At 68.1% G+C, this 18,073-nt stretch carries 22 protein-coding genes; 6 read left to right on the forward strand and 16 right to left on the reverse strand.

Going from position 1 to position 18,073, the window contains the following annotated elements; all coding sequences use genetic code 11:
* Positions 1–3: 3 nt before the first annotated feature.
* Both KY497_RS14720 and KY497_RS14725 read right to left on the reverse strand, forming a co-directional pair.
* A complete protein-coding gene (locus KY497_RS14720) occupies positions 4–675 on the reverse strand; it encodes a response regulator transcription factor (RefSeq protein WP_055871036.1) in 672 nt (223 codons plus the stop codon).
* A 35-nt stretch (positions 676–710) separates the two neighbouring features.
* Complete coding sequence (locus tag KY497_RS14725) at positions 711–1,523, reverse strand: RNA methyltransferase (protein ID WP_055871257.1); 813 nt, start codon at positions 1,521–1,523, stop codon at positions 711–713.
* 57 nt (positions 1,524–1,580) lie between these two features.
* Between KY497_RS14725 and KY497_RS14730 the strand changes: the two genes are divergently transcribed.
* Entirely contained in the window at positions 1,581–2,033 is a 453-nt protein-coding gene (locus KY497_RS14730) for a DUF2809 domain-containing protein (RefSeq protein WP_219869394.1), read from the forward strand.
* 8 nt (positions 2,034–2,041) lie between these two features.
* Here KY497_RS14730 and rplT read toward each other — a convergent pair whose 3' ends face one another.
* From rplT to infC, 3 genes are all read right to left on the reverse strand, one after another.
* Positions 2,042–2,428 (reverse strand): 50S ribosomal protein L20, encoded by a 387-nt coding sequence (gene rplT / locus KY497_RS14735; protein WP_017202428.1) that lies wholly within the window; start codon positions 2,426–2,428, stop codon positions 2,042–2,044.
* 34 nt (positions 2,429–2,462) lie between these two features.
* Complete coding sequence (rpmI, locus tag KY497_RS14740; RefSeq protein WP_017828564.1) at positions 2,463–2,657, reverse strand: 50S ribosomal protein L35; 195 nt, start codon at positions 2,655–2,657, stop codon at positions 2,463–2,465.
* 73 nt (positions 2,658–2,730) lie between these two features.
* Entirely contained in the window at positions 2,731–3,354 is a 624-nt protein-coding gene (gene infC / locus KY497_RS14745; RefSeq protein ID WP_127482140.1) for a translation initiation factor IF-3, read from the reverse strand.
* 255 nt (positions 3,355–3,609) lie between these two features.
* On the opposite strand from infC, the gene KY497_RS14750 reads away from it, so the two are divergent.
* Positions 3,610–4,008: a DUF1844 domain-containing protein gene (locus KY497_RS14750; protein ID WP_017828562.1), complete on the forward strand. Its 399-nt coding sequence runs from the start codon at positions 3,610–3,612 to the stop codon at positions 4,006–4,008.
* On the opposite strand, the gene KY497_RS14755 is transcribed toward KY497_RS14750, so the two are convergent.
* From KY497_RS14755 to KY497_RS14785, 7 genes are all read right to left on the reverse strand, one after another.
* On the reverse strand, positions 4,009–4,422 hold the full coding sequence (locus KY497_RS14755; RefSeq protein ID WP_055871030.1) for a hypothetical protein: 414 nt from the start codon (positions 4,420–4,422) through the stop codon (positions 4,009–4,011).
* Positions 4,423–4,444: 22 nt separating this feature from the next.
* The gene (locus KY497_RS14760) at positions 4,445–5,242 is read right to left on the reverse strand and encodes an SseB family protein (protein ID WP_055871027.1); all 798 of its coding nucleotides are present in this window, start codon (positions 5,240–5,242) and stop codon (positions 4,445–4,447) included.
* Entirely contained in the window at positions 5,226–5,972 is a 747-nt protein-coding gene (gene priA, locus KY497_RS14765) for a bifunctional 1-(5-phosphoribosyl)-5-((5-phosphoribosylamino)methylideneamino)imidazole-4-carboxamide isomerase/phosphoribosylanthranilate isomerase PriA (RefSeq protein ID WP_219869395.1), read from the reverse strand. Before priA ends, KY497_RS14760 begins: the two co-directional genes overlap by 17 nt.
* A 103-nt stretch (positions 5,973–6,075) precedes the next feature.
* Positions 6,076–6,711 (reverse strand): imidazole glycerol phosphate synthase subunit HisH, encoded by a 636-nt coding sequence (hisH, locus tag KY497_RS14770; RefSeq protein ID WP_055871024.1) that lies wholly within the window; start codon positions 6,709–6,711, stop codon positions 6,076–6,078.
* Entirely contained in the window at positions 6,708–7,325 is a 618-nt protein-coding gene (hisB, locus tag KY497_RS14775; protein ID WP_055877783.1) for an imidazoleglycerol-phosphate dehydratase HisB, read from the reverse strand. The genes hisH and hisB overlap by 4 nt, the downstream gene beginning before the upstream one ends.
* The gene (locus KY497_RS14780) at positions 7,322–8,407 is read right to left on the reverse strand and encodes a histidinol-phosphate transaminase (RefSeq protein ID WP_258185725.1); all 1,086 of its coding nucleotides are present in this window, start codon (positions 8,405–8,407) and stop codon (positions 7,322–7,324) included. Before KY497_RS14780 ends, hisB begins: the two co-directional genes overlap by 4 nt.
* A gap of 66 nt (positions 8,408–8,473) precedes the next feature.
* On the reverse strand, positions 8,474–8,842 hold the full coding sequence (locus KY497_RS14785) for a LysM peptidoglycan-binding domain-containing protein (RefSeq protein WP_017828555.1): 369 nt from the start codon (positions 8,840–8,842) through the stop codon (positions 8,474–8,476).
* Positions 8,843–9,131: 289 nt separating this feature from the next.
* Between KY497_RS14785 and lexA the strand changes: the two genes are divergently transcribed.
* Together lexA and KY497_RS14795 are read left to right on the forward strand one after the other, a co-directional pair.
* Positions 9,132–9,818 carry a transcriptional repressor LexA gene (gene lexA / locus KY497_RS14790; RefSeq protein WP_017828554.1) on the forward strand — a complete coding sequence of 229 codons (687 nt, stop codon included), beginning with the start codon at positions 9,132–9,134 and terminating at the stop codon, positions 9,816–9,818.
* A 122-nt stretch (positions 9,819–9,940) separates the two neighbouring features.
* The gene (locus tag KY497_RS14795) at positions 9,941–11,821 is read left to right on the forward strand and encodes a prolyl oligopeptidase family serine peptidase (RefSeq protein WP_219869397.1); all 1,881 of its coding nucleotides are present in this window, start codon (positions 9,941–9,943) and stop codon (positions 11,819–11,821) included.
* Between the two features lie 10 nt (positions 11,822–11,831).
* Here KY497_RS14795 and smpB read toward each other — a convergent pair whose 3' ends face one another.
* From smpB to ftsE, 3 genes are all read right to left on the reverse strand, one after another.
* A complete protein-coding gene (gene smpB / locus KY497_RS14800) occupies positions 11,832–12,308 on the reverse strand; it encodes an SsrA-binding protein SmpB (protein ID WP_017828552.1) in 477 nt (158 codons plus the stop codon).
* A gap of 63 nt (positions 12,309–12,371) precedes the next feature.
* Positions 12,372–13,286, reverse strand: a complete 915-nt coding sequence (gene ftsX / locus KY497_RS14805) for a permease-like cell division protein FtsX (RefSeq protein WP_141386246.1) — start codon at positions 13,284–13,286, stop codon at positions 12,372–12,374.
* Positions 13,283–14,377, reverse strand: a complete 1,095-nt coding sequence (gene ftsE, locus KY497_RS14810) for a cell division ATP-binding protein FtsE (RefSeq protein ID WP_219869398.1) — start codon at positions 14,375–14,377, stop codon at positions 13,283–13,285. The genes ftsX and ftsE overlap by 4 nt, the downstream gene beginning before the upstream one ends.
* Positions 14,378–14,560: 183 nt before the next feature.
* On the opposite strand from ftsE, the gene KY497_RS14815 reads away from it, so the two are divergent.
* Complete coding sequence (locus tag KY497_RS14815) at positions 14,561–15,619, forward strand: DUF2510 domain-containing protein (protein WP_219869399.1); 1,059 nt, start codon at positions 14,561–14,563, stop codon at positions 15,617–15,619.
* A 197-nt stretch (positions 15,620–15,816) separates the two neighbouring features.
* A complete protein-coding gene (locus tag KY497_RS14820) occupies positions 15,817–16,887 on the forward strand; it encodes a DUF2510 domain-containing protein (protein WP_219869400.1) in 1,071 nt (356 codons plus the stop codon).
* Between the two features lie 54 nt (positions 16,888–16,941).
* Here KY497_RS14820 and prfB read toward each other — a convergent pair whose 3' ends face one another.
* A complete protein-coding gene (gene prfB, locus KY497_RS14825; protein ID WP_017828547.1) occupies positions 16,942–18,051 on the reverse strand; it encodes a peptide chain release factor 2 in 1,110 nt (369 codons plus the stop codon).
* Between the last annotated feature and the right edge of the window lie 22 nt (positions 18,052–18,073).

Genomic DNA, 18,073 nt, shown 5'->3' on the forward strand with positions numbered 1-18,073 from the left:
GCGTCACGACCCCGCAAGCCGATATCCGACCCCACGCACGGTCTCGATGACCCCGCGGACTCCGGTCTTCTTCCTGATCGCGCCGACGTGCACCTCGAGGGAGTGCCCGAACCCTCGCCAGTCGGTGTTCCACACCTCGCGGATCAGACGCTCCTTCGGCACAGCCACCCCCGGGTATCGGGCGAGGACCGCGACGATGTCGAACTCCTTGCGCGTGAGGTCGATCGGTGTGCCGTCGACGAGGACCTGCCGTGCGACGAGGTCGATCTCCACATCACCGTCATGCAGCAGCACACGGGCATCGGCCTCGGGTCGCATCGGTCGTGTTCTTCTGGTCACGGCCTCGATCCGGGCCAGGAGCTCGTGCACGTCATAGGGCTTGACCACGAAATCGTCGGCTCCGGCCCGCAGTCCTTTGATGCGCTCGGCGACCTGATTGCGCGCGGTCACGATCACGATCGGAACCTCCGAGCGGCCACGGATGCGACGGCACAGGTCGACACCGTCGATGTCGGGAAGCCCGAGATCGAGCAGGACGACCTCGGTGTCCGCACCCAGCAGGTCCAGAGCTGCCGCTCCGTCCGCCGCGCGCACGGTCGCGTATCCCGACCGAGCGAGGAACGCCTCGAGCGCGCCGGCGACGCGGTCGTCGTCCTCGACGATCAGAATCCTCATCGACTCCGTCTCCTGCTTCCTTCGGGGCCGAGAACTCAGCCGGCGGACGTGGCCCGCTGTGCGAAGGCGCTCTCGTAGAGGCACACGCTGGCGGCCGTCGCCAGGTTGAGGGATTCGGCACGGCCGAAGATGGGCAGCTTGAGCACCTGGTCCGCGAGCGCGAGCGCCTCGTCTTCGAGCCCGCGCGCCTCGTTGCCGAAGAGCCATGCGGTGGGCTCTTCGAGCACGCCCTCGGCGCGTGCCTTCAGCAGATCGTCGCCCTTCACATCGGCCGCGAGGATGCGCAGACCTGCGGCATGGGCGCGCGTGACGACATCGGCCAGGTCTCCCCCGACCGACACCGGCAGGTGGAAGAGCGACCCTGTCGTGGCGCGCACGACCTTCGGGTTGTACGGATCGACCGTGCGGCCGGTGAGCACGACGGCATCCGCACCGGCGGCGTCGGCAGCCCGGATGATCGTGCCGAGGTTCCCGGGGTCCCGCACCTCCTCGCAGATGGCCACCAGCCGTGGCGAGGAGTCGAAGATGTCGCGCACGGAAGTCGGTGTCTGCTGCACCACCGCGACCAGCCCCTGCGGGGTGACGGTGTCGGCCATCGCGTTGAGGACGTACTCGGTCACATATTCGACATCGACCTCGGCCTCGGCGGCCTTCGCACGGATGTCGGGGTGCCTCTCCCAGCCGTTCGGCGTCGCGAACAGCTCGACGATCGCCTCGGGACGGTAGGTGAGCGCCTCGCGGACGGACTGCGGACCTTCCAGAAGGAACAGGCCCGTCTCGGTTCTCGCGCTGCGCTTGGTCAGCTTCGCGACGGCTCGGACTCGGGGCGAACGGGGGTTCTCCAGCACGATCACAGTCTAGAGAACGCGCGACTGGTTCCCGCACCATCGGGATAGGGTGCCGGGATGAGCGACAGCCCCACGGTGAACAGCACTCGCCGACGGATCACCCTCGCCGTCGTCGCCGCCGTCACGGTAGGGATCGGTCTCGTCGTTCACCTCGGTGTGAGCGGGATGATCGGCGACATCGTGGGCGATGCCCTGTACGCCGTGCTCATCTACCTGCTCGTCGCGTTCCTCGCCCCGCGCCGGCCTCGTCCCGCGATCGCGGTCGTGGCATTCGTGTTCTGCGCCGCCGTCGAACTGCTCCAGCTCACCGGGCTTCCCCGCGAGTGGGCAGCCCTGTTCCCGCCGATCCGTCTCGTCCTCGGCTCGGGCTTCGATGTCCGCGACCTCGCGGTGTACGCCGGCGCGGTCGCCGTGGCGGCCCTCGTCGACGTGGTCGTCACCCGCGCATCCGCCGGTTCCGAGCCGACGAACGCCACAGGGCGCCCTCCCGAAGGAGAGCGCCCTGTGTGAAGAGATGCTTACGCAGCCGACTTCGGTGCGTTGACGTCGGAGGGCAGAGCCTTCTTCGCCGTCTCGACCAGCGTCGTGAAGGTCGCCGCGTCGTTGACCGCGAGGTCGGCGAGCATGCGACGGTCGACGGTGACACCCGCGAGGCCGAGGCCCTGGATGAAGCGGTTGTACGTCATGCCGTTCTGGCGAGCCGCAGCGTTGATGCGCTGGATCCACAGACGACGGAAGTCGCCCTTGCGCTTGCGACGGTCACGGTACGAGTAGACCAGCGAGTGGATGACCTGCTCTTTGGCCTTCCGGTACAGGCGCGAACGCTGTCCGCGGTAACCGGAGGCGCGCTCGAGGATAACCCGGCGCTTCTTGTGGGCGTTTACTGCCCGCTTGACTCTTGCCATTTTCCTGTGTTCCTATTCGTGCGTTCGGTGCGCGTCAGCGACCGAGAAGCTTCTTCGCGACCTTGGTGTCAGCCTTCGACAGCACCTGGTCCTGGTTCAGACGACGGGTGCGACGGCTCGACTTGTGCTCGAGGTTGTGGCGCATCCCGGCCTGCTGCTTCTTCAGCTTTCCGCTGCCGGTGATCTTGAAGCGCTTCTTAGCACCCGAGTGGGTCTTCTGCTTCGGCATCTTCTCTTCCTTCGTATGGCGCCTTCTCAGGCGACGGTGTCAACCCGCGGTGCGGGAGTTCTGGGGGCGGGGATCACTCCGCCGGAGCTGCGGCTGCGGGCGAATCGCTCTTCGCGTCGCGCGCCGCCTGCTTCTTGTCGGCACGCTGAGCATCGCGCACGGCGTTCTGCTCCTGCTTCGCCTCGGACTTGCTCTTGAGCGGAGCCACGACCATCACCATGTTGCGACCGTCGATGGTCGGGTTCGACTCGACGGTGCCGAACTCGGCGACGTCTTCGGCGAACTTGCGCAGCAGGCGGACGCCCTGCTCGGGACGCGACTGCTCGCGACCGCGGAACAGGATCATGGCCTTGACCTTGTCGCCGGCCTTGAGGAAGCCCTCGGCGCGCTTGAGCTTGGTCGTGTAGTCGTGCGCCTCGATCTTCAGACGGAAACGGACTTCCTTGAGGATCGTGTTCGCCTGGTTGCGGCGAGCTTCCTTTTCCTTCTGGGCGGCCTCGTACTTGAACTTGCCGTAGTCCATGATCTTGACGACGGGCGGCTTCGAGTTGGGGGCGACCTCGACGAGGTCGAGATCGGCTTCCTGCGCGAGGCGCAGCGCGGCCTCGATGCGGACAACGCCGATCTGCTCACCCGCGGGGCCGACGAGGCGGACCTCGGGGACGCGGATGCGCTCATTGGTACGGGGATCGCTGATGCGGAACTCCTTAGACGATGTGATTCGGCCACCGCGATGCTGTCTGCATCACGGGCGAAATCGGAATCGTCCCCGCCCACCGGCATTCAGACGCCGGCTCCGCACCCTACCTGCCGGGTCCGTCTTGCGATCGGAGCCGGTGGAGTGCAAGACCCGGTAGCCTTGAACGGCAAGCGCGGGTGGGAAGTGAATCCTCTTTCGATCCGGAGCATGACGCTCCGGAGCCCGCCAAAGTCTAACAGAAAGCAAGGCGAAGTGACGAACCAGGCACCGGACGAGGCTGCACGTGAGCGCGAAGAGCGCTGGGCACGTCAGGAGGAGGCCGCATCGTCGGCCACCCGAGACATCGCCGATGTACCCGCTGTCGAGGTGATCACCACCGCCGCCGTGCACCTCATGAGCGCCGCAGCCGTCAAGCTCGGACTCGCCGACGATCCCGACGCCGCGGCGCAGATCGACCTCGACGAGGCGCGCAAGCTCATCAACGCTCTCGCCGGCCTCATTACCGCCGGCGCTCCCGAGATCAGTGACATGCACGCCCGCTCGCTGCGTGACGGTCTTCGTTCGCTGCAGCTCGCCTTCCGCGAGGCATCGACGATTCCCGACCCGATCGGCAAGGGACCGGGCGAGAAGTGGACCGGTCCGGTCAACTAGTCAGGGCTGCAGGATCAGGGGTTCCGCGGTGGAGGGGCCGGGGCAGGCGCCTCCGGTGTGGGTCCAGGCAATCGCCTCTTCAGCCTCGTGGATGAGGGTTCCCTGCGCGTCGAAGAGACGGATGTCGACGTCTTCCGGCGTGGACATGTCGAACATGAGGCTCCACGTCCCGTCGTCCTGACGGGACGTGGAGAACATGTTGGTCGAGGAGGTCTCGTCCTCCCCCGGCGCCGGTGAGCACTCCGCGTCCACGCAGAACTGGACGGCCGCGACCGCGGGGAATGCGCTCACGTCGACGACCGCCCCGTTGACGTAGCCGATTGCCGGGCACGCGGTAAAGCAGCCCGTGGTGCCGGTCGCGGCACCACACAGGAGCACGACCACGGCGAGGACTCGCATCAGACCGCGGGACATGCCCCGATCGTAGCGAAAGCGGTCAGGCGCTGCGGCGGAGCTTCACCGTGAGCGAATCCGCGAGCACGGCGATGCGGTCGTCGGACGCCCAGCGCTGAGCGAGGCGAGAGAGCACGGCGTCGAGCACCTCACGCTCCAGACCGTCGACGAGCTCGAGGATCACGATCAGCTCAGGGCCCCGGAGCCGTGCGTCGGGATCGCCCGCGGCCACCGCCACGTCGATCACGGCCAGTTCGTGCGCCACGCTCTCCTGGAGCGCGGTGAACACCTCGGTGGAGAGGAAGCTCGGCTCCCAGCGGTGCTCCTGAGCGATCGCCCACACCGCGGGGCGCCGGATGACGAACTCGGTCTCGGAGGTCGGGTCGAGCACGATCAGGTCGGTGTCTTCCGCGGAGGCCGCCAACGCGGCGCGGACCGCCTCGACCGGAATCGGTCGCGCGGTCGGATCCCAGGCCTGCATGGCCTGGACGGAGGAGAAGACCGGCTGCACGCGGCGTCCGTCGGGAGCCGCCACCGTCACGATGGACAGCTCCTGCGTCTTGTCGACGGTGAGTCCGTTCGGCGCGACGCCCTCGTCGCCCTTCTCCGCGATGAGCGGCACCAGCACCCGCGCACCCCGGAAGGCGTCGACCACCTCAGCCTGGCTGCCCTGTCCCGCACGGAAGCGAAGGATCGCGGCCAGGAGAGCGGGGTCTGCGGAGCCGTCGTCCCCCGCGTGCGGGTTCGACTCGAAGCTGCGCCCCTCCCAGGGGACGCCGGCCGAATCGCCGTGGTTGTGCGACTCGGGCCCGCAGGCGTGCGCGTCAGTCTCCTGCGACATCCAGTGCCTCAGCCAGCGTGAACGCGCCGGCGTAGAGTGCCTTGCCGACGATCGCTCCCTCGACGCCCAGCGGCACGAGCTCACGGAGCGCGGCGATGTCGTCGAGGCTCGAGATCCCACCGGATGCGACGACCGGCTTCGGGGTGCGCGAGGTGACCTCACGCAGCAGTTCGAGGTTCGGGCCGCGGAGCGTGCCGTCCTTCGTGACGTCGGTGACGACGTACCGGCTGCAGCCGGCGTCCTCGAGGCGCTCGAGCACCTCCCAGAGGTCACCGCCCTCCTTGGTCCATCCGCGGGCGGCGAGAGTCGTGCCCCGCACATCGAGGCCGACTGCGATGGCCTCGCCGTAACGACCGATCACGTCAGCAGCCCACTCCGGGTTCTCCAGCGCCGCGGTGCCCAGATTGATCCGGGTGGCGCCGCTCTCCAGAGCCGCCTCCAGCGTCGCGTCGTCGCGGATACCGCCCGAGAGCTCGATGTTCACGCCCTTGAACTGCTTGATGACCTTGCGCAGGATCGGCGCATTGCTGCCGCGGCCGAATGCGGCGTCGAGGTCGACGAGGTGGATCCACTTGGCACCCTGCGCGGCCCACTGCCCCGCTGCATCCAACGGGTCGCCGTAGCTGGTCTCGGTGCCGGCCTCGCCCTGGGTCAGGCGGACGGCCTTGCCCCCGGCGACATCGACCGCGGGAAGGAGCGTGAGCGAGGGGGACTGCGCGAAGTCGTTCATGGGGTCCTTGGATCGGGAAGCTCTTCGGCCCGGTGCGGGCACGAGAACCGAGGGTAGTCCGCCGGACGGCGGGGAACAAAACGGATGACGCCTGCCGGCGTCGTCAGAGACTCTGGACCCAGTTGCGCAGCAGCTGGATGCCGGCCTCGCCGGACTTCTCCGGGTGGAACTGCGTCGCTGAGAGCGGACCGTTCTCGACCGCGGCGAGGAAAGGATCCCCGTAAGTCGTCCAGGTGAGGACGGGCTCGGGGAACGGCGGGATGACGTCGAGCTCCCAGGACTGCGCGGCATAGGAGTGCACGAAGTAGAAGCGCTCCTGCTCGATGCCTCGGAAGAGCACGCTGTCGGCACCGGGCTCGACCGTGTTCCAGCCCATGTGCGGAAGCACCGGTGCGTTGAGCTGGGTGACGGCCCCCGGCCATTCGCCGAGGCCCTCGGTGTCGTGGCCACGCTCGACGCCGTGCTCGAACAGCACCTGCATCCCGACGCAGATCCCGAGCACAGGGCGACCGCCGGCCAGACGGCGGTCGATGATCTCGTCTCCGCCATGGGCGCGCAGGGCGTCACGCACGGCCTGGAACGCTCCGACGCCGGGCACGACGAGACCGTCGGCCTCGAGAGCGGTGGCGCGGTCGCGTGTCAGCACGGCATCCGCACCCGCTGCCACGAGCGCCTTGACGGCCGAATGGACGTTGCCCGACTCGTAGTCGAACACCGCGATGCGAGGTGCTGCGCTCACAGCGCACCCTTCGTGGAGGGGACGCCATCCACGAGAGGGTCCAGCGCCTTGGCCTGACGGAACGCACGGGCGAACGCCTTGAACTCCGCCTCGGCGATGTGATGAGGGTCGCGTCCGCCGAGTACGCGCACGTGCACCGTCAGAGCCGCGTTGAACGTGATGGCCTCGAACGAGTGACGCACGAGCGAACCCGTGAAGTGCCCGCCGATGAGGTGGTGCTCGAACCCCGCGGGCTCACCCGTGTGCACGAGGTAGGGACGACCGGAGATGTCGACGACGGCCTGAGCGAGCGCCTCGTCGAGCGGAACGAGCGCGTCGCCGTAGCGGGAGATGCCGGACTTGTCGCCGAGGGCCTCGAGAATCGCCTGGCCGAGCACGATCGAGACGTCTTCGACAGTGTGGTGCGCGTCGATGTGCGTGTCGCCGGACGCGCGCACGGTCAGGTCGGTGAGCGAGTGCTTGGCGAACGCGGTGAGCATGTGGTCGAAGAACGGCACCGACGTGTCGATGCGACTCGCACCGGTTCCGTCGAGATTCAGCTCGAGCTCGACGGTGGACTCCGACGTGCTGCGCACGCGGCTCGCTGTGCGCGGGGTCAGTGCGGGGGTGCTCATGAAGCCGATCCTATCGAGGCCAGGGCGTCCAGGAACGCGGTGGTCTCGGCCTCGGTTCCGGCACTCACCCTCAGGTGGCCGGGGATGCCGACGTCGCGCACGAGCACGCCGCGGTCGTAGAGCTGCTGCCACGTCGCCTTCGGGTCGGCGACTCCGCCGAACAGCACGAAGTTCGACCACGTCTCGTGCGGCTGATAGCCGAGCGCCTCGAGGGTGGCCGTGATCCTGTCGCGCTGTTCGACGATCTCCTCGACCATCCCGAGCATGACGTCGGCGTTGCGCAGTGCCGCGATGGCCGCTGCCTGGGTGAGGGCGCTCAGGTGATAGGGCAGACGCACCAGCCGCAGCGCGTCGATGAAGGCCGGATCCGCCGCGAGATAGCCGACGCGAGCGCCCGCGAACGCGAACGCCTTGCTCATCGTGCGCGAGACGGCCAGTCGCGGACGCCCTTCGAGCAGCGTCAATGCGGACACCGCGTCGCGGGGAGCGAACTCCTGGTAGGCCTCGTCGACGATAACGATGCCCCGAGCCGCGTCGTAGACGGCTTCGACGACGTCGAGCCCCAGCGGCGTGCCGGTGGGGTTGTTGGGCGAGCAGAGAATCACCACGTCCGGGTCGGCGGCCCGCACCTGCTCGGAGGCCTCCTCCGGCGTGATCGTGTAGTCGGGCTGCCTGGTGCCGGCGATCCACCGCGCCCCGGTCCCCTGGGCGATCAACGGGTACATCGAGTACGTGGGTGCGAAGCCGAACGCCGTGCGCCCCGGCCCGCCGAACGCCTGGAGGATGTGCTGGAGCACTTCGTTGGACCCGTTGCCCGCCCAGATCTGCTCGGGGGTGAGCCCGTGCCCCAGATACTCGGCGAACGACTCACGAAGGGTGCTGAACTCCCGGTCGGGGTAGCGGTTGACGTCGCGGATCGCCACGGCGATGTCGTCGAGGATGTCGCTGGCCACTTCACCCGGGATCGGATGTGTGTTCTCGTTCACGTTGAGCGCGATCGGAAGGGGCGCCTGCGGAGCGCCGTACGGCGTGAGTCCGCGAAGATCATCACGTAGCGGGAGATCGTTGAGGGAGAGGGTCACCCTTCCCATGTTAAGCGGCGCCCCGAGTCGATGACGCAAAGTTGCTGCAGCGACGCTGCGGCAGGATCAGTTCACGTACTGGGCCGGGATGGCCAGTGTCTGACCGATCTGGAGCTCGCCACCACGCAGCAGGTTCATCCGGCTGATCTCACCGATCACGTCGCGCGGGTCGGCGTCGGGGGCGACGCCGGTGGCGATCGACCAGAGCGTGTCGCCGGGCATGACCGTGACGGTCTCGACGCTGACGGCCGCGGTGTCTGCACCCGAGGCGATCGCACTGCCACCGCTGAGTGCGGCGAACGCGATGCCGACCGCGAGCGGCACGGAGGCGAAGGCCAGCAGCACGGCGCGGCCACGCGTCGTCAGTCGGAGTCGCGTCGAAGGACGGGTCGACGCCGGAATGACTGCTGCGGTGCTGAAGCTGATGCTGCTCATGTGGTGCTCCTTAGCCTGTCCCGGAGCCGTGAGGCGACCGGGGAAGTTGGCGTAGCGTTCGCATTCCCGCCTCGGCCGGGAGCCGTGAATGCGAAGCTACGTACCGAAGATATCTTCGAGTTCGAACATCTGTCAAGTATTCTTCGAAACCCCGCCGACGATTAGGCCGACACGCTCGAACAGATCTTCCAGATCGGCCCGATTCTCGGATACGGTTTCGATAAGGACACCCCACCACGGGCCTCCGACATTCGAAGAGGGACGTCGGATCACGCACTGAAGGAGCACCATGAGCGAGAACTCTGCCCCCGAGTCGGAGGCACCGCGCACGCGCCGCCGGAAGAGCCTCAGCCCGAAGCAGATGGCGATCCTCGAGGTCATCCAGAACTCGATCGCGCACCACGGCTACCCCCCGAGCATGCGCGAGATCGGCGACGCCGTCGGCCTCAAGTCCCTCTCCAGCGTCACCCACCAGCTCGGACAGCTCGAGCTCAGCGGCTATCTGCGCCGCGACCCCGGGAAGACGAGAGCCATGGAAGTGCTCATCGATCTGCCTGGCACCAGCACCGAGAGCCCCGCCGACGTGGCGACCCCGGTCGGAGACGCCGCGCTCGTCCCCCTCGTCGGGCGCATCGCAGCCGGCGTGCCGATCACCGCCGACCAGCAGGTCGAGGAGATCTTCCCCCTCCCCCGCCAGCTGGTGGGCAAGGGCGACCTCTTCATGCTCAAGGTCTCCGGCGAGTCGATGATCGATGCCGCCATCTGCGACGGCGACTGGGTCGTCGTCCGCTCCCAGAACAGCGCCGAGAACGGCGAGATCGTGGCAGCGATGCTCGACGGCGAGGCCACCGTCAAGGTGCTGCGTCGCCGCGACGGCCACACCTGGCTGCTCCCCCGCAACTCTGCGTTCGAGCCCATCCTCGGCGATGAGTCCGTGATCCTCGGGAAGATCGTCGCGGTACTGCGCGCGGTCTGAGACAAGACGGCACGACGAAGCCCCTCCCGGGTACCGGGAGGGGCTTCGTGGCGTCGGGCAACGGATCAAGACCGCGATGCTCCCGTCCTGACGCACGGGCGTCCGACGCCTAGGCTCGAAGCATGTCGTCGTCCCCCTACGGTTCCTGGCCCTCGCCCTTCTCCGCGGCCTCCGTCGCGGCTTCCTCTCCGCGCATCGACGGAGCCCGCTTCGTCGGTGCGGAGATCTGGTGGGGTGAGTCGGTACCCGCCGAGAAGGGACGCGTGACGGTGCGGAGTTCTTCCGGCTCCGAGATCCTCCCCGCCCCCTGGAGCGCGCGCTCTCGCGTGCACGAGTACGGCGGAGGCGCCTGGACGGCCGATGAGCACGGCACGCTATTCTTCGTCGACGCAGGAGACCAGCGGGTGCGCCGCCTGAGCGTCGGAGCCGAACCCGTCGCCCTCACCGCCCCGGGCCCCTCGCACGGCGGTCTGCGCGTGCAGAACGGCCGCCTGCTGGCCGTGCGCGAAGACCTCTCGACCACGCCGCACATCCGCTCGGTCGTCGAGATCCCGCTCGATGGATCCGCCGCCGAAGACCCGTCCGCGATCAGGGTGATCGTGCAGGGAGACGGCTTCTTCGCCCACCCCGCCCTCTCTCCCGACGGCACCCGCGCAGCATGGGTCGGCTGGGAGCGAGGACGGATGCCGTGGGAGGACGCGCACGTTCAGGTCGCAGAGGTCCCCGGCGGGACGCCGCACACGATCCCCTCGCGGGCGGCGCTGCAGCCCGAGTGGCTCAGCGACGCGGAACTAGTCTTCGCCGACGATCCCGACGGTCGCTGGGCTCTGCAGCGTGTCACGCTCGACGGGGTGGCTCCCACCGGGCCGGCGCGGCCGTTCGCCCCTGCTGGCGCTCCTGTCGATGCGGATACCGGCTACGGGCTGTGGGTGCTCGGCAACCGCTGGTACCAGCCGCTCGACGACGGCCGCATCGTCGCCGTCCGCACGAACGGCCGCGACGAGGTCGTCGTGATCGATGCCGAGGGCGGCGTGAGCGTGATCGACTTCCCCGGTGACGGCCACGTGAGCATCGACGCCGTCGACGACACCAGGGTGCTCCTCTCGGGCAACGGCTCTCGGGCGACGGCGGGCCTGTGGTGCGTCGACATCGAATCCGGCGAGTTCATCGCCGTGCGCGGCGGCGAGCCGGTCGATCCGGAGTGGATGCCCGCGTCCATCCCGATCGAGATCGAGGGTCCCCGCGGCGCGGTGCACGCCTTCGCCTATCCTCCGGCCAACCCCGATGCGTCGGCGCCCGACGATGAGCGCGCACCCTACGTCGTGCTGGTGCACGGCGGACCGACGGCGCACGTCACCGGCGCTGCGTCCGCGGCGATCGCCTTCTACACGAGCCGGGGCATCGGCGTGCTCGACGTGAACTACGGAGGATCCACCGGCTACGGCCGCGCCTACCGCGAGCGTCTCGACGGCCAGTGGGGCGTCGTCGACGTCGACGACGTGATCGCGGCCGCCCGCGGACTCGCCGACGCCGGACTCGCCGACCCCGCCCGCATCGCGATCCGCGGCGGTTCGGCAGGTGGTTGGACCGTGCTGTCGGCGCTGGTCCGCGGTGGTGCCTTCGCCGCCGGGATCAGCCGCTACGGCGTGGCCGACCTGCGCATGCTGGTGGCGGAGACGCATGACTTCGAGGCGTCGTACATCGACGGCCTGGTCGGACCGCTCCCCGAGTACGAGCATCTGTACATCGAGCGTTCGCCGCTCACCCACACCGATCGCATCGATGTGCCCGTGCTGCTCCTGCAGGGTGGGGAGGACCGCGTGGTTCCGCCGTCGCAGTCCGAGGCGATCCGCGATGCGCTCGCGACCCGCGGCATCGACCACGAGTACGTCCTGTACCCCGCCGAGGGGCACGGCTTCCGCAGCGCGGAGACGATCGTCGACGCCCTCGAACGGGAGCTGAGGTTCCTCGGCCGCGTCTTCGGGTTCGAGCCGCGCCTGTGAGGGCCGGGGACTACTCCCCTACGCGGTTGCGCAGCCGCATGGCGCGGTCGGCCTCTCGGGTGTCCTGACGCTCGCGCAGGGTCTGGCGCTTGTCGTATTCGCGCTTGCCCTTCGCCAGGGCGATCTCGACCTTGGCACGACCGTCCGAGAAGTAGAGCTTCAACGGGATCAGTGTGTATCCGCCTGCTGACACCGCGTGCGCGATCTTGGCGATCTCCTCGCGGTGCAGCAGGAGCTTGCGGATGCGCTTGGCCGAGTGGTTCGTCCAGTGCCCCTGCGAGTACTCGGGGATGTGCACGGAGTCGAGGAAGACCTCGTTCCCCTTGACGAACGCGTAGCCGTCGCTGAGGTTGGCGCGCCCCTGACGCAGTGACTTGACCTCGGTGCCGGTGAGCACCATCCCCGCTTCGTACGACTTCTCGATCGTGTAGTCGTGACGTGCGCGACGATTGGTCGCGATGACCTTCTCTCCGCGTTCCCTGGGCATGATGCTCTCCTGTTGCCGTAATGAGCTCGATCGATCGATCCGACCGAGCAGCCTTTCAGGCTATCAGGTACGCAGCCAGCGTCGGATCGCGAAGCCGGCCGAGAGCGCGGCGAGGATGACGCCGATGCCGATCAGCACGGGAACCACGAGCGCGGCATCCTGCATCGTCACCCATGTCGTGATGAACGGAACCCGGCCCCGAAGGTAGCCGTTGACTCCGAAGTGCACGCCGGCCACGACCGCGGCGCTGGCCAGGGCCGAGCCGAGGAAGGCCGCGAACACGCCTTCGAGGACGAACGGCGTCTGGATGAAGCGGTTGGACGCTCCGACCAGGCGCATGATGCCGATCTCCTTGCGTCGGGCATACGCCGACAGCCGGATGGTGGTTCCGATCAGCAGGGTGGCCGCGATGAGCATGAGCACCGCGATGCCCACCGCGATGTATGTCGCGACGGTCAACGCGGAGAACAACGGCTCGAGGTATTGGAGCTGATCCTTGACCTGCTCCACACCGGCCTGTCCGCTGAACGCCTCGGCGAGCACCTGCGACTGGCCCGGGTCCTTCATGGTGACGAAGAACACCTCGAAGGCCTGGTCGGGCGTGAGCACGCTCGCCTGATCGGCGCCGAGCTGATCGACGAGCTTGGCGTAGGTCTCTTCCTTGGTGTCGAACGTCATCGAGCTGATGAGCGGCTTGAGCGCGTCCCCCTCGAGCTGTGCACGGACGGCGGTGACCTGCTCCTCGCTCGCGGCGCCGTCGAGGCAGGTCTCGGATTCCGAGACCGCGGAGCACATGTACACCGCGACCTGGGCGCGCTCGGCCCAGTAGCCGCGCATGACGCCGATCTGTCCCTGCATCAGGATCGCCGCACCCACGAACGTCAGGGAGACGAAGGTGACGAGCACGACGGAGATCACCATCGAGATGTTCCGCCGGAGCCCGCCCAGGGCTTCGGTCAGGATGAGTCCGATTCTCATGAGGTCGGGCCCACTTCCTCGTCGTCTTCATCGGAGAGGCCGAGGCGATCGGCGACTCCGAGCTCGGCGACGTCGACCGTCGGCAGCGTGATGGGGTGTGTTCGCGGGCGGATGACCGCCGGAGGTTCGACGGCGGCGGGAGGCTCCACGACGTTCGCGGCAGAATCAGCGGCCTGCGAAGGTGCGGGCTCCGGGGGCTCGACCGTGCGCGGCGCCGGGGGAACCACGGTCTCCCCGTCGCGGTCGACCGCGGCCGCGGCCTTGCGCTGCGTGCTGAGCTCCTCCGCCAGGGCGGCACGCACCATGGAGAGGTCCGCGGTCTGACGCTGTACTTCCTGCACGGCGGTGAGCGCGGCCGCTGCCGCGGCCCCACGCACCTCCTCCGGAACGAGGCGCGGGATGTTGGAGGTGTCGCCGTACCCGCCGTGCACCTCATCGCGAACCATCTCGCCGTCACTCAGCTCGATCACGCGGCGCTGCATCTGGTCGACGAATCCGGCTTCGTGGGTGGCCATCAGCACGGTGGTGCCGCCGGCATTGATGCGGGCGAGCAGCTGCATGATGTCGACCGAGGTGGCGGGGTCGAGGTTTCCGGTCGGCTCGTCGGCGAGCAGCACCTGAGGACGATTGACCAGAGCGCGCGCGATCGCGACGCGCTGCTGCTCACCGCCGGAGAGCTCGTGCGGCATCCGCTTCTGCTTGCCGTCGAGACCCACGAGCGCCAAGGCCTCCGGAACAGCCTGCTGGATGAAGCCGCGCGACGAACCCGTCACCTGAAGCGTGAAGGCGACGTTCTGGTAGACGGTCTTCGACGGCAGAAGTCGGAAGTCCTGGAAGACCGACCCGATGTGGCGGCGGAAATACGGCACCTTGCGGTTGGCGAGCGCCCGCAGGTCTCTGCCGAGCACAGCGACCCGCCCCGTCGTCGGGACGTCTTCGCGCAGGATCAGGCGCAGACAGGAGGATTTGCCGGAGCCAGAGGCGCCGACGAGGAAGACGAACTCCCCGCGCTGCACTTCGAAGTCGACACCGGAGAGGGCGGGCTTCGACGTCCCGCGGTAGCGTTTCGTGACGTTCTCGAACCGAATCATGGCGCTACGAGCCTAAGCGCGGGCTCTCCCCTGGCCGCGAGCGACACCCCGCACGACGCTTCCGTCCTCCGACCGGATGGGGATTGCTCCCCATCCACGACCCACTGCCACGTCGCCTGCCACTGCTATACATGAAGATGTCGGCTGCAGGAAGTGGCCGCCGAGTTCTTTCAAGGGGGACCCATGACTACGCCCGCAGGATGGTACGACGACGGATCCGGTCGACAGCGCTGGTGGGACGGCCAGCAGTGGACCGAGCACTTCGCCCCGGAGACCACCGATGCCCCGGCCGTCTCCGAGGAGCAGCTCGTCGTCGAGGAGCAGGTCGTCGAGACCCCATCGATCGATGACACCGTCGTCCGTCCGTCCGACGAGACGCCGATCTCCCCCGAGTCGTCGGATCCGTCGCAGACGGCTTCCGCAGGTCTCACCGCTCAGGATGTGAATGATGCTCCCGGGGCGACGGCGGCGACGACCCCGCTCAGCGACGACCTCGGCGCATACTCCGCGCCGGCGGCTCCCGCCTACCCGGTCGGCGCAGCCGCGCCGTCGTCGGATTCCTACCCGGGCGCCGCGCCGGCCTACCCCGGCAGCACGACGGGCTACCCCGCCGCCGCCGGGTATGGGCAGCCCGGTCCCGAGGAGCCTAAGAAGGTGTCGGTCCTCGGACTCGTCGGACTCGGGCTCGCGGCGCTCGGCACGATCCTGGTCTTCATCCCGGTGATCGGCTTCATCGGCTTCTTCCTGCTCGCCGCCGGGTTCATCGTCTCCCTCGTCTCGGTCTTCCTCAAGGGCAAGAAGTGGCCGGGCATCACGGGGCTCATCCTCGCGGTCGTCGGGACGATCATCGGCATCGTGATGTCGTTCGTCTACCTCTTCGCCTTCGCCCAGGGAGTGAGCGAAGAGATCGACAGGATGCCCACCTCTTCTCCGTCGATCGAGGCGACCGCGCCGAGCGAGACCGAAGGAACCGACGGCACCGAGGGAACCGACGGGACGGGTCGCCCCACTGCGGAGGAACTCGCGGTCGGCATCACGGCGATTATCCAGTCCACCGGGGCTGAGGGCTACACGCCCGAACACATCACCTGCTTCGCCAGCGAGTTCGCGAATTCAGATCTCGACGACGAGACGCTGCGCATCATCGCCTCAGGCGACAGCGCCGAGTTCAGCGATCCCGATGTCGCGCTCGCGTTCACCGAGAAGTTCGCCGACGCGTTGCCGGTCTGCCTCGTCCCCTGACCCGGACGCATGTCGAAGAAGGCCTCAGGAGCATCGCGCTCCTGAGGCCTTCTTCACGCGGTCGTCCTGTCATTCGACACAGGGCGCCCAGCGCCGCTACCGTCGTCATGACGGCCACACCGCTGAGGATCGGCCGGCGTAGCGAGAATGACCTCACCACGCATTCGCCGACCGAGAAAGACACACGGGGAAGCCTGATGACAACACCTGCCGGCTGGTACGACGACGGCTCCGGGAACCGACGGTGGTGGGACGGTCTGCAGTGGACCGAGCATGTCGTCACGGGGAGGCCGGCGCCTGGCGGCGAGTCGACAGCGTCTGAACCGACAGTGCAGGAGCCGACGGCTTCCGAACCGGCGCCGGAGGCTCCTGTGCCGGCCGTACCCATCACCCCGCCCGCCGACGCCGAACCGGCACCCTTCGTCCCGCCGTACACGCTCGCGGGCCAGATGCCCGCGCCCGCTGCGACCACGTCCCCTGCCGGTACGACGTATCCGGCATACGGCGGATACCCGGCGGCGTCGTGGCCGGTCGCACCGTCTCCGCAGCCCGCGACCGGAGTGCCGGTGGTGGGGATCATCGGACTTGTCGCCGTGGTCATCGGCGTCGTCTGCGCCTGCTTCCCGGTGATCGCGATCGCCGGTTGGGCGCTGCTCGCCGTGGGCTTCGTGATGTCGCTGATCTCGCTCTTCCTGCGCGGACGGAAGTGGCCCGGCATCACCGGACTGGTCGTAGCCGTCATCGGCGCGGTCCTCGCCGCCGCGGTCTCTTTCCTCGTGCTGGCGACGTCGTCGATCGCGGAGAACGGCGACAGTCCGTTCGCCGCTCCCGGCGATCGCCCGTCGTCCGAGGGCGATTCCCCCACCGGACGCGAGGATCCCTCCACCATCGAGGGTGCGGAGATGGTCCCCTTCGAGGAGCTCGAGGTCGGCGACTGCCTCCCCCTGGTCGAATACACCGACGACGACGTGATCTTCGATCTTCCCGTCGTGCCGTGCGAGCAGCCCCACACCGACGAGATCTACCTCATCTTCGACGTCGAAGACGGCGAGTTCCCCGGGGACGACGCCCTGGGCGTCACGGCGTCGGACGGCTGCCTCGCGGCGTTCGAGTCGTACGTCGGCGTCTCCTACGACGTCTCCGAGCTCGATTACTACTACTACCAGCCGACGAAGTCATCCTGGAACCACGCATCGGATCGCACCGTGCAGTGCATCCTCTTCAGCTACGAGGAAGTGACCGGAACCCTCAAGGGCGCGAACTACTGACCGACGACGCACACGAAGAAGGCCCCGGATCTCTCCGGGGCCTTCTTCGAGGACTCAGTCCTCGATCTTGCGCTTGCGCCAGCGGATGCCCGCCGAGATGAAGTCGTCGAGGTCGCCGTCGAACACCGCCGCCGGGTTGCCGGACTCCTGTCCGGTGCGGAGGTCTTTGACCAGCTGCTGCCCGTAGAGGAAGTACGAGCGCATCTGGTCGCCCCAGCTCGCGGTGATGTTGCCCGCGAGCTCCTTCTTCTTCGCCGCTTCCTGCTCCTTCTGCAGGAGCAGGAGTCGCGTCTGCAGCACGCGCATCGCGGCGGCGCGGTTCTGGATCTGCGACTTCTCGTTCTGCATCGACACGACGATGCCGGTCGGGAGGTGGGTGAGGCGCACGGCCGAGTCGGTCGTGTTGACCGACTGCCCACCGGGGCCGGAGGAGCGGAAGACGTCGACGCGGATGTCGTTCTCCGGGATGTCGACCTCGGTGGCCTCTTCCATCAGCGGGATGACCTCGACAGCGGCGAACGACGTCTGGCGCTTGTCGGCGGAGCCGAACGGGCTGATGCGGGCGAGGCGGTGGGTTCCGGCCTCGACCGAGATGGTTCCGAAGGCGTAGGGCGCATCGATCTCGAAGGTCGCAGACTTGATGCCCGCACCCTCCGCGTAGGACGTGTCCATGACCTTGACGGGGTACTTGTGACGCTCGGCCCAGCGCAGGTACATGCGCATCAGCATCTCGGCGAAGTCGGTGGCGTCGTCGCCGCCGGCGCCGGATCGGATCGTGATGATCGCGGCGCGCTCGTCGTACTCGCCATCGAGGAGCGTCTGCACCTCGAGCTGGTTGATGAGGTCGGTGAGAGCGGCGAGCTCGGCGCGGGCTTCCTGCGCGGAGTCCTCATCGCCCATCTCGTTGGCGAGCCCGATCAGGACCTCGAGGTCATCGAGACGCTGAGCGATGCCGGTGATGCGGGCGAGCTCGGACTGGCGGTGGCTGAGTGCGCTGGTCACCTTCTGCGCGTTCTCGGTGTCGTCCCAGAGGTCGGGGGCACCGGCCTCCTCGCTGAGACGCGCGATGTCGTCGCGGAGACGGGAGACATCGACGACCTCGCTGATGTCGCCGAAGGTGTGCCTGAGCGCCTGGATTTCGGCGGAGAGATCTAGTTCGAGCATGACACCTCAGCCTAACGTGCCG

Source organism: Microbacterium sp. PAMC22086 (assembly GCF_019443525.1).
In the GTDB taxonomy this organism is placed as follows: Bacteria; Actinomycetota; Actinomycetes; order Actinomycetales; family Microbacteriaceae; genus Microbacterium; species Microbacterium maritypicum.

Excerpts from the sequence above, each read along its gene's own strand:
- KY497_RS14720 (WP_055871036.1), bottom strand. The coding sequence starts at position 675 with ATGAGGATTCTGATCGTCGAGGACGACGACCGCGTCGCCGGCGCGCTC.
- KY497_RS14730 (WP_219869394.1), top strand. The coding sequence starts at position 1,581 with ATGAGCGACAGCCCCACGGTGAACAGCACTCGCCGACGGATCACCCTC.
- rplT (WP_017202428.1), bottom strand. The coding sequence starts at position 2,428 with ATGGCAAGAGTCAAGCGGGCAGTAAACGCCCACAAGAAGCGCCGGGTT.
- rpmI (WP_017828564.1), bottom strand. The coding sequence starts at position 2,657 with ATGCCGAAGCAGAAGACCCACTCGGGTGCTAAGAAGCGCTTCAAGATC.
- KY497_RS14755 (WP_055871030.1), bottom strand. The coding sequence starts at position 4,422 with ATGTCCCGCGGTCTGATGCGAGTCCTCGCCGTGGTCGTGCTCCTGTGT.
- KY497_RS14760 (WP_055871027.1), bottom strand. The coding sequence starts at position 5,242 with ATGTCGCAGGAGACTGACGCGCACGCCTGCGGGCCCGAGTCGCACAAC.
- priA (WP_219869395.1), bottom strand. The coding sequence starts at position 5,972 with ATGAACGACTTCGCGCAGTCCCCCTCGCTCACGCTCCTTCCCGCGGTC.
- hisB (WP_055877783.1), bottom strand. The coding sequence starts at position 7,325 with ATGAGCACCCCCGCACTGACCCCGCGCACAGCGAGCCGCGTGCGCAGC.
- KY497_RS14785 (WP_017828555.1), bottom strand. The coding sequence starts at position 8,842 with ATGAGCAGCATCAGCTTCAGCACCGCAGCAGTCATTCCGGCGTCGACC.
- lexA (WP_017828554.1), top strand. The coding sequence starts at position 9,132 with ATGAGCGAGAACTCTGCCCCCGAGTCGGAGGCACCGCGCACGCGCCGC.
- KY497_RS14795 (WP_219869397.1), top strand. The coding sequence starts at position 9,941 with ATGTCGTCGTCCCCCTACGGTTCCTGGCCCTCGCCCTTCTCCGCGGCC.
- smpB (WP_017828552.1), bottom strand. The coding sequence starts at position 12,308 with ATGCCCAGGGAACGCGGAGAGAAGGTCATCGCGACCAATCGTCGCGCA.
- ftsX (WP_141386246.1), bottom strand. The coding sequence starts at position 13,286 with ATGAGAATCGGACTCATCCTGACCGAAGCCCTGGGCGGGCTCCGGCGG.
- ftsE (WP_219869398.1), bottom strand. The coding sequence starts at position 14,377 with ATGATTCGGTTCGAGAACGTCACGAAACGCTACCGCGGGACGTCGAAG.
- KY497_RS14815 (WP_219869399.1), top strand. The coding sequence starts at position 14,561 with ATGACTACGCCCGCAGGATGGTACGACGACGGATCCGGTCGACAGCGC.
- KY497_RS14820 (WP_219869400.1), top strand. The coding sequence starts at position 15,817 with ATGACAACACCTGCCGGCTGGTACGACGACGGCTCCGGGAACCGACGG.
- prfB (WP_017828547.1), bottom strand. The coding sequence starts at position 18,051 with ATGCTCGAACTAGATCTCTCCGCCGAAATCCAGGCGCTCAGGCACACC.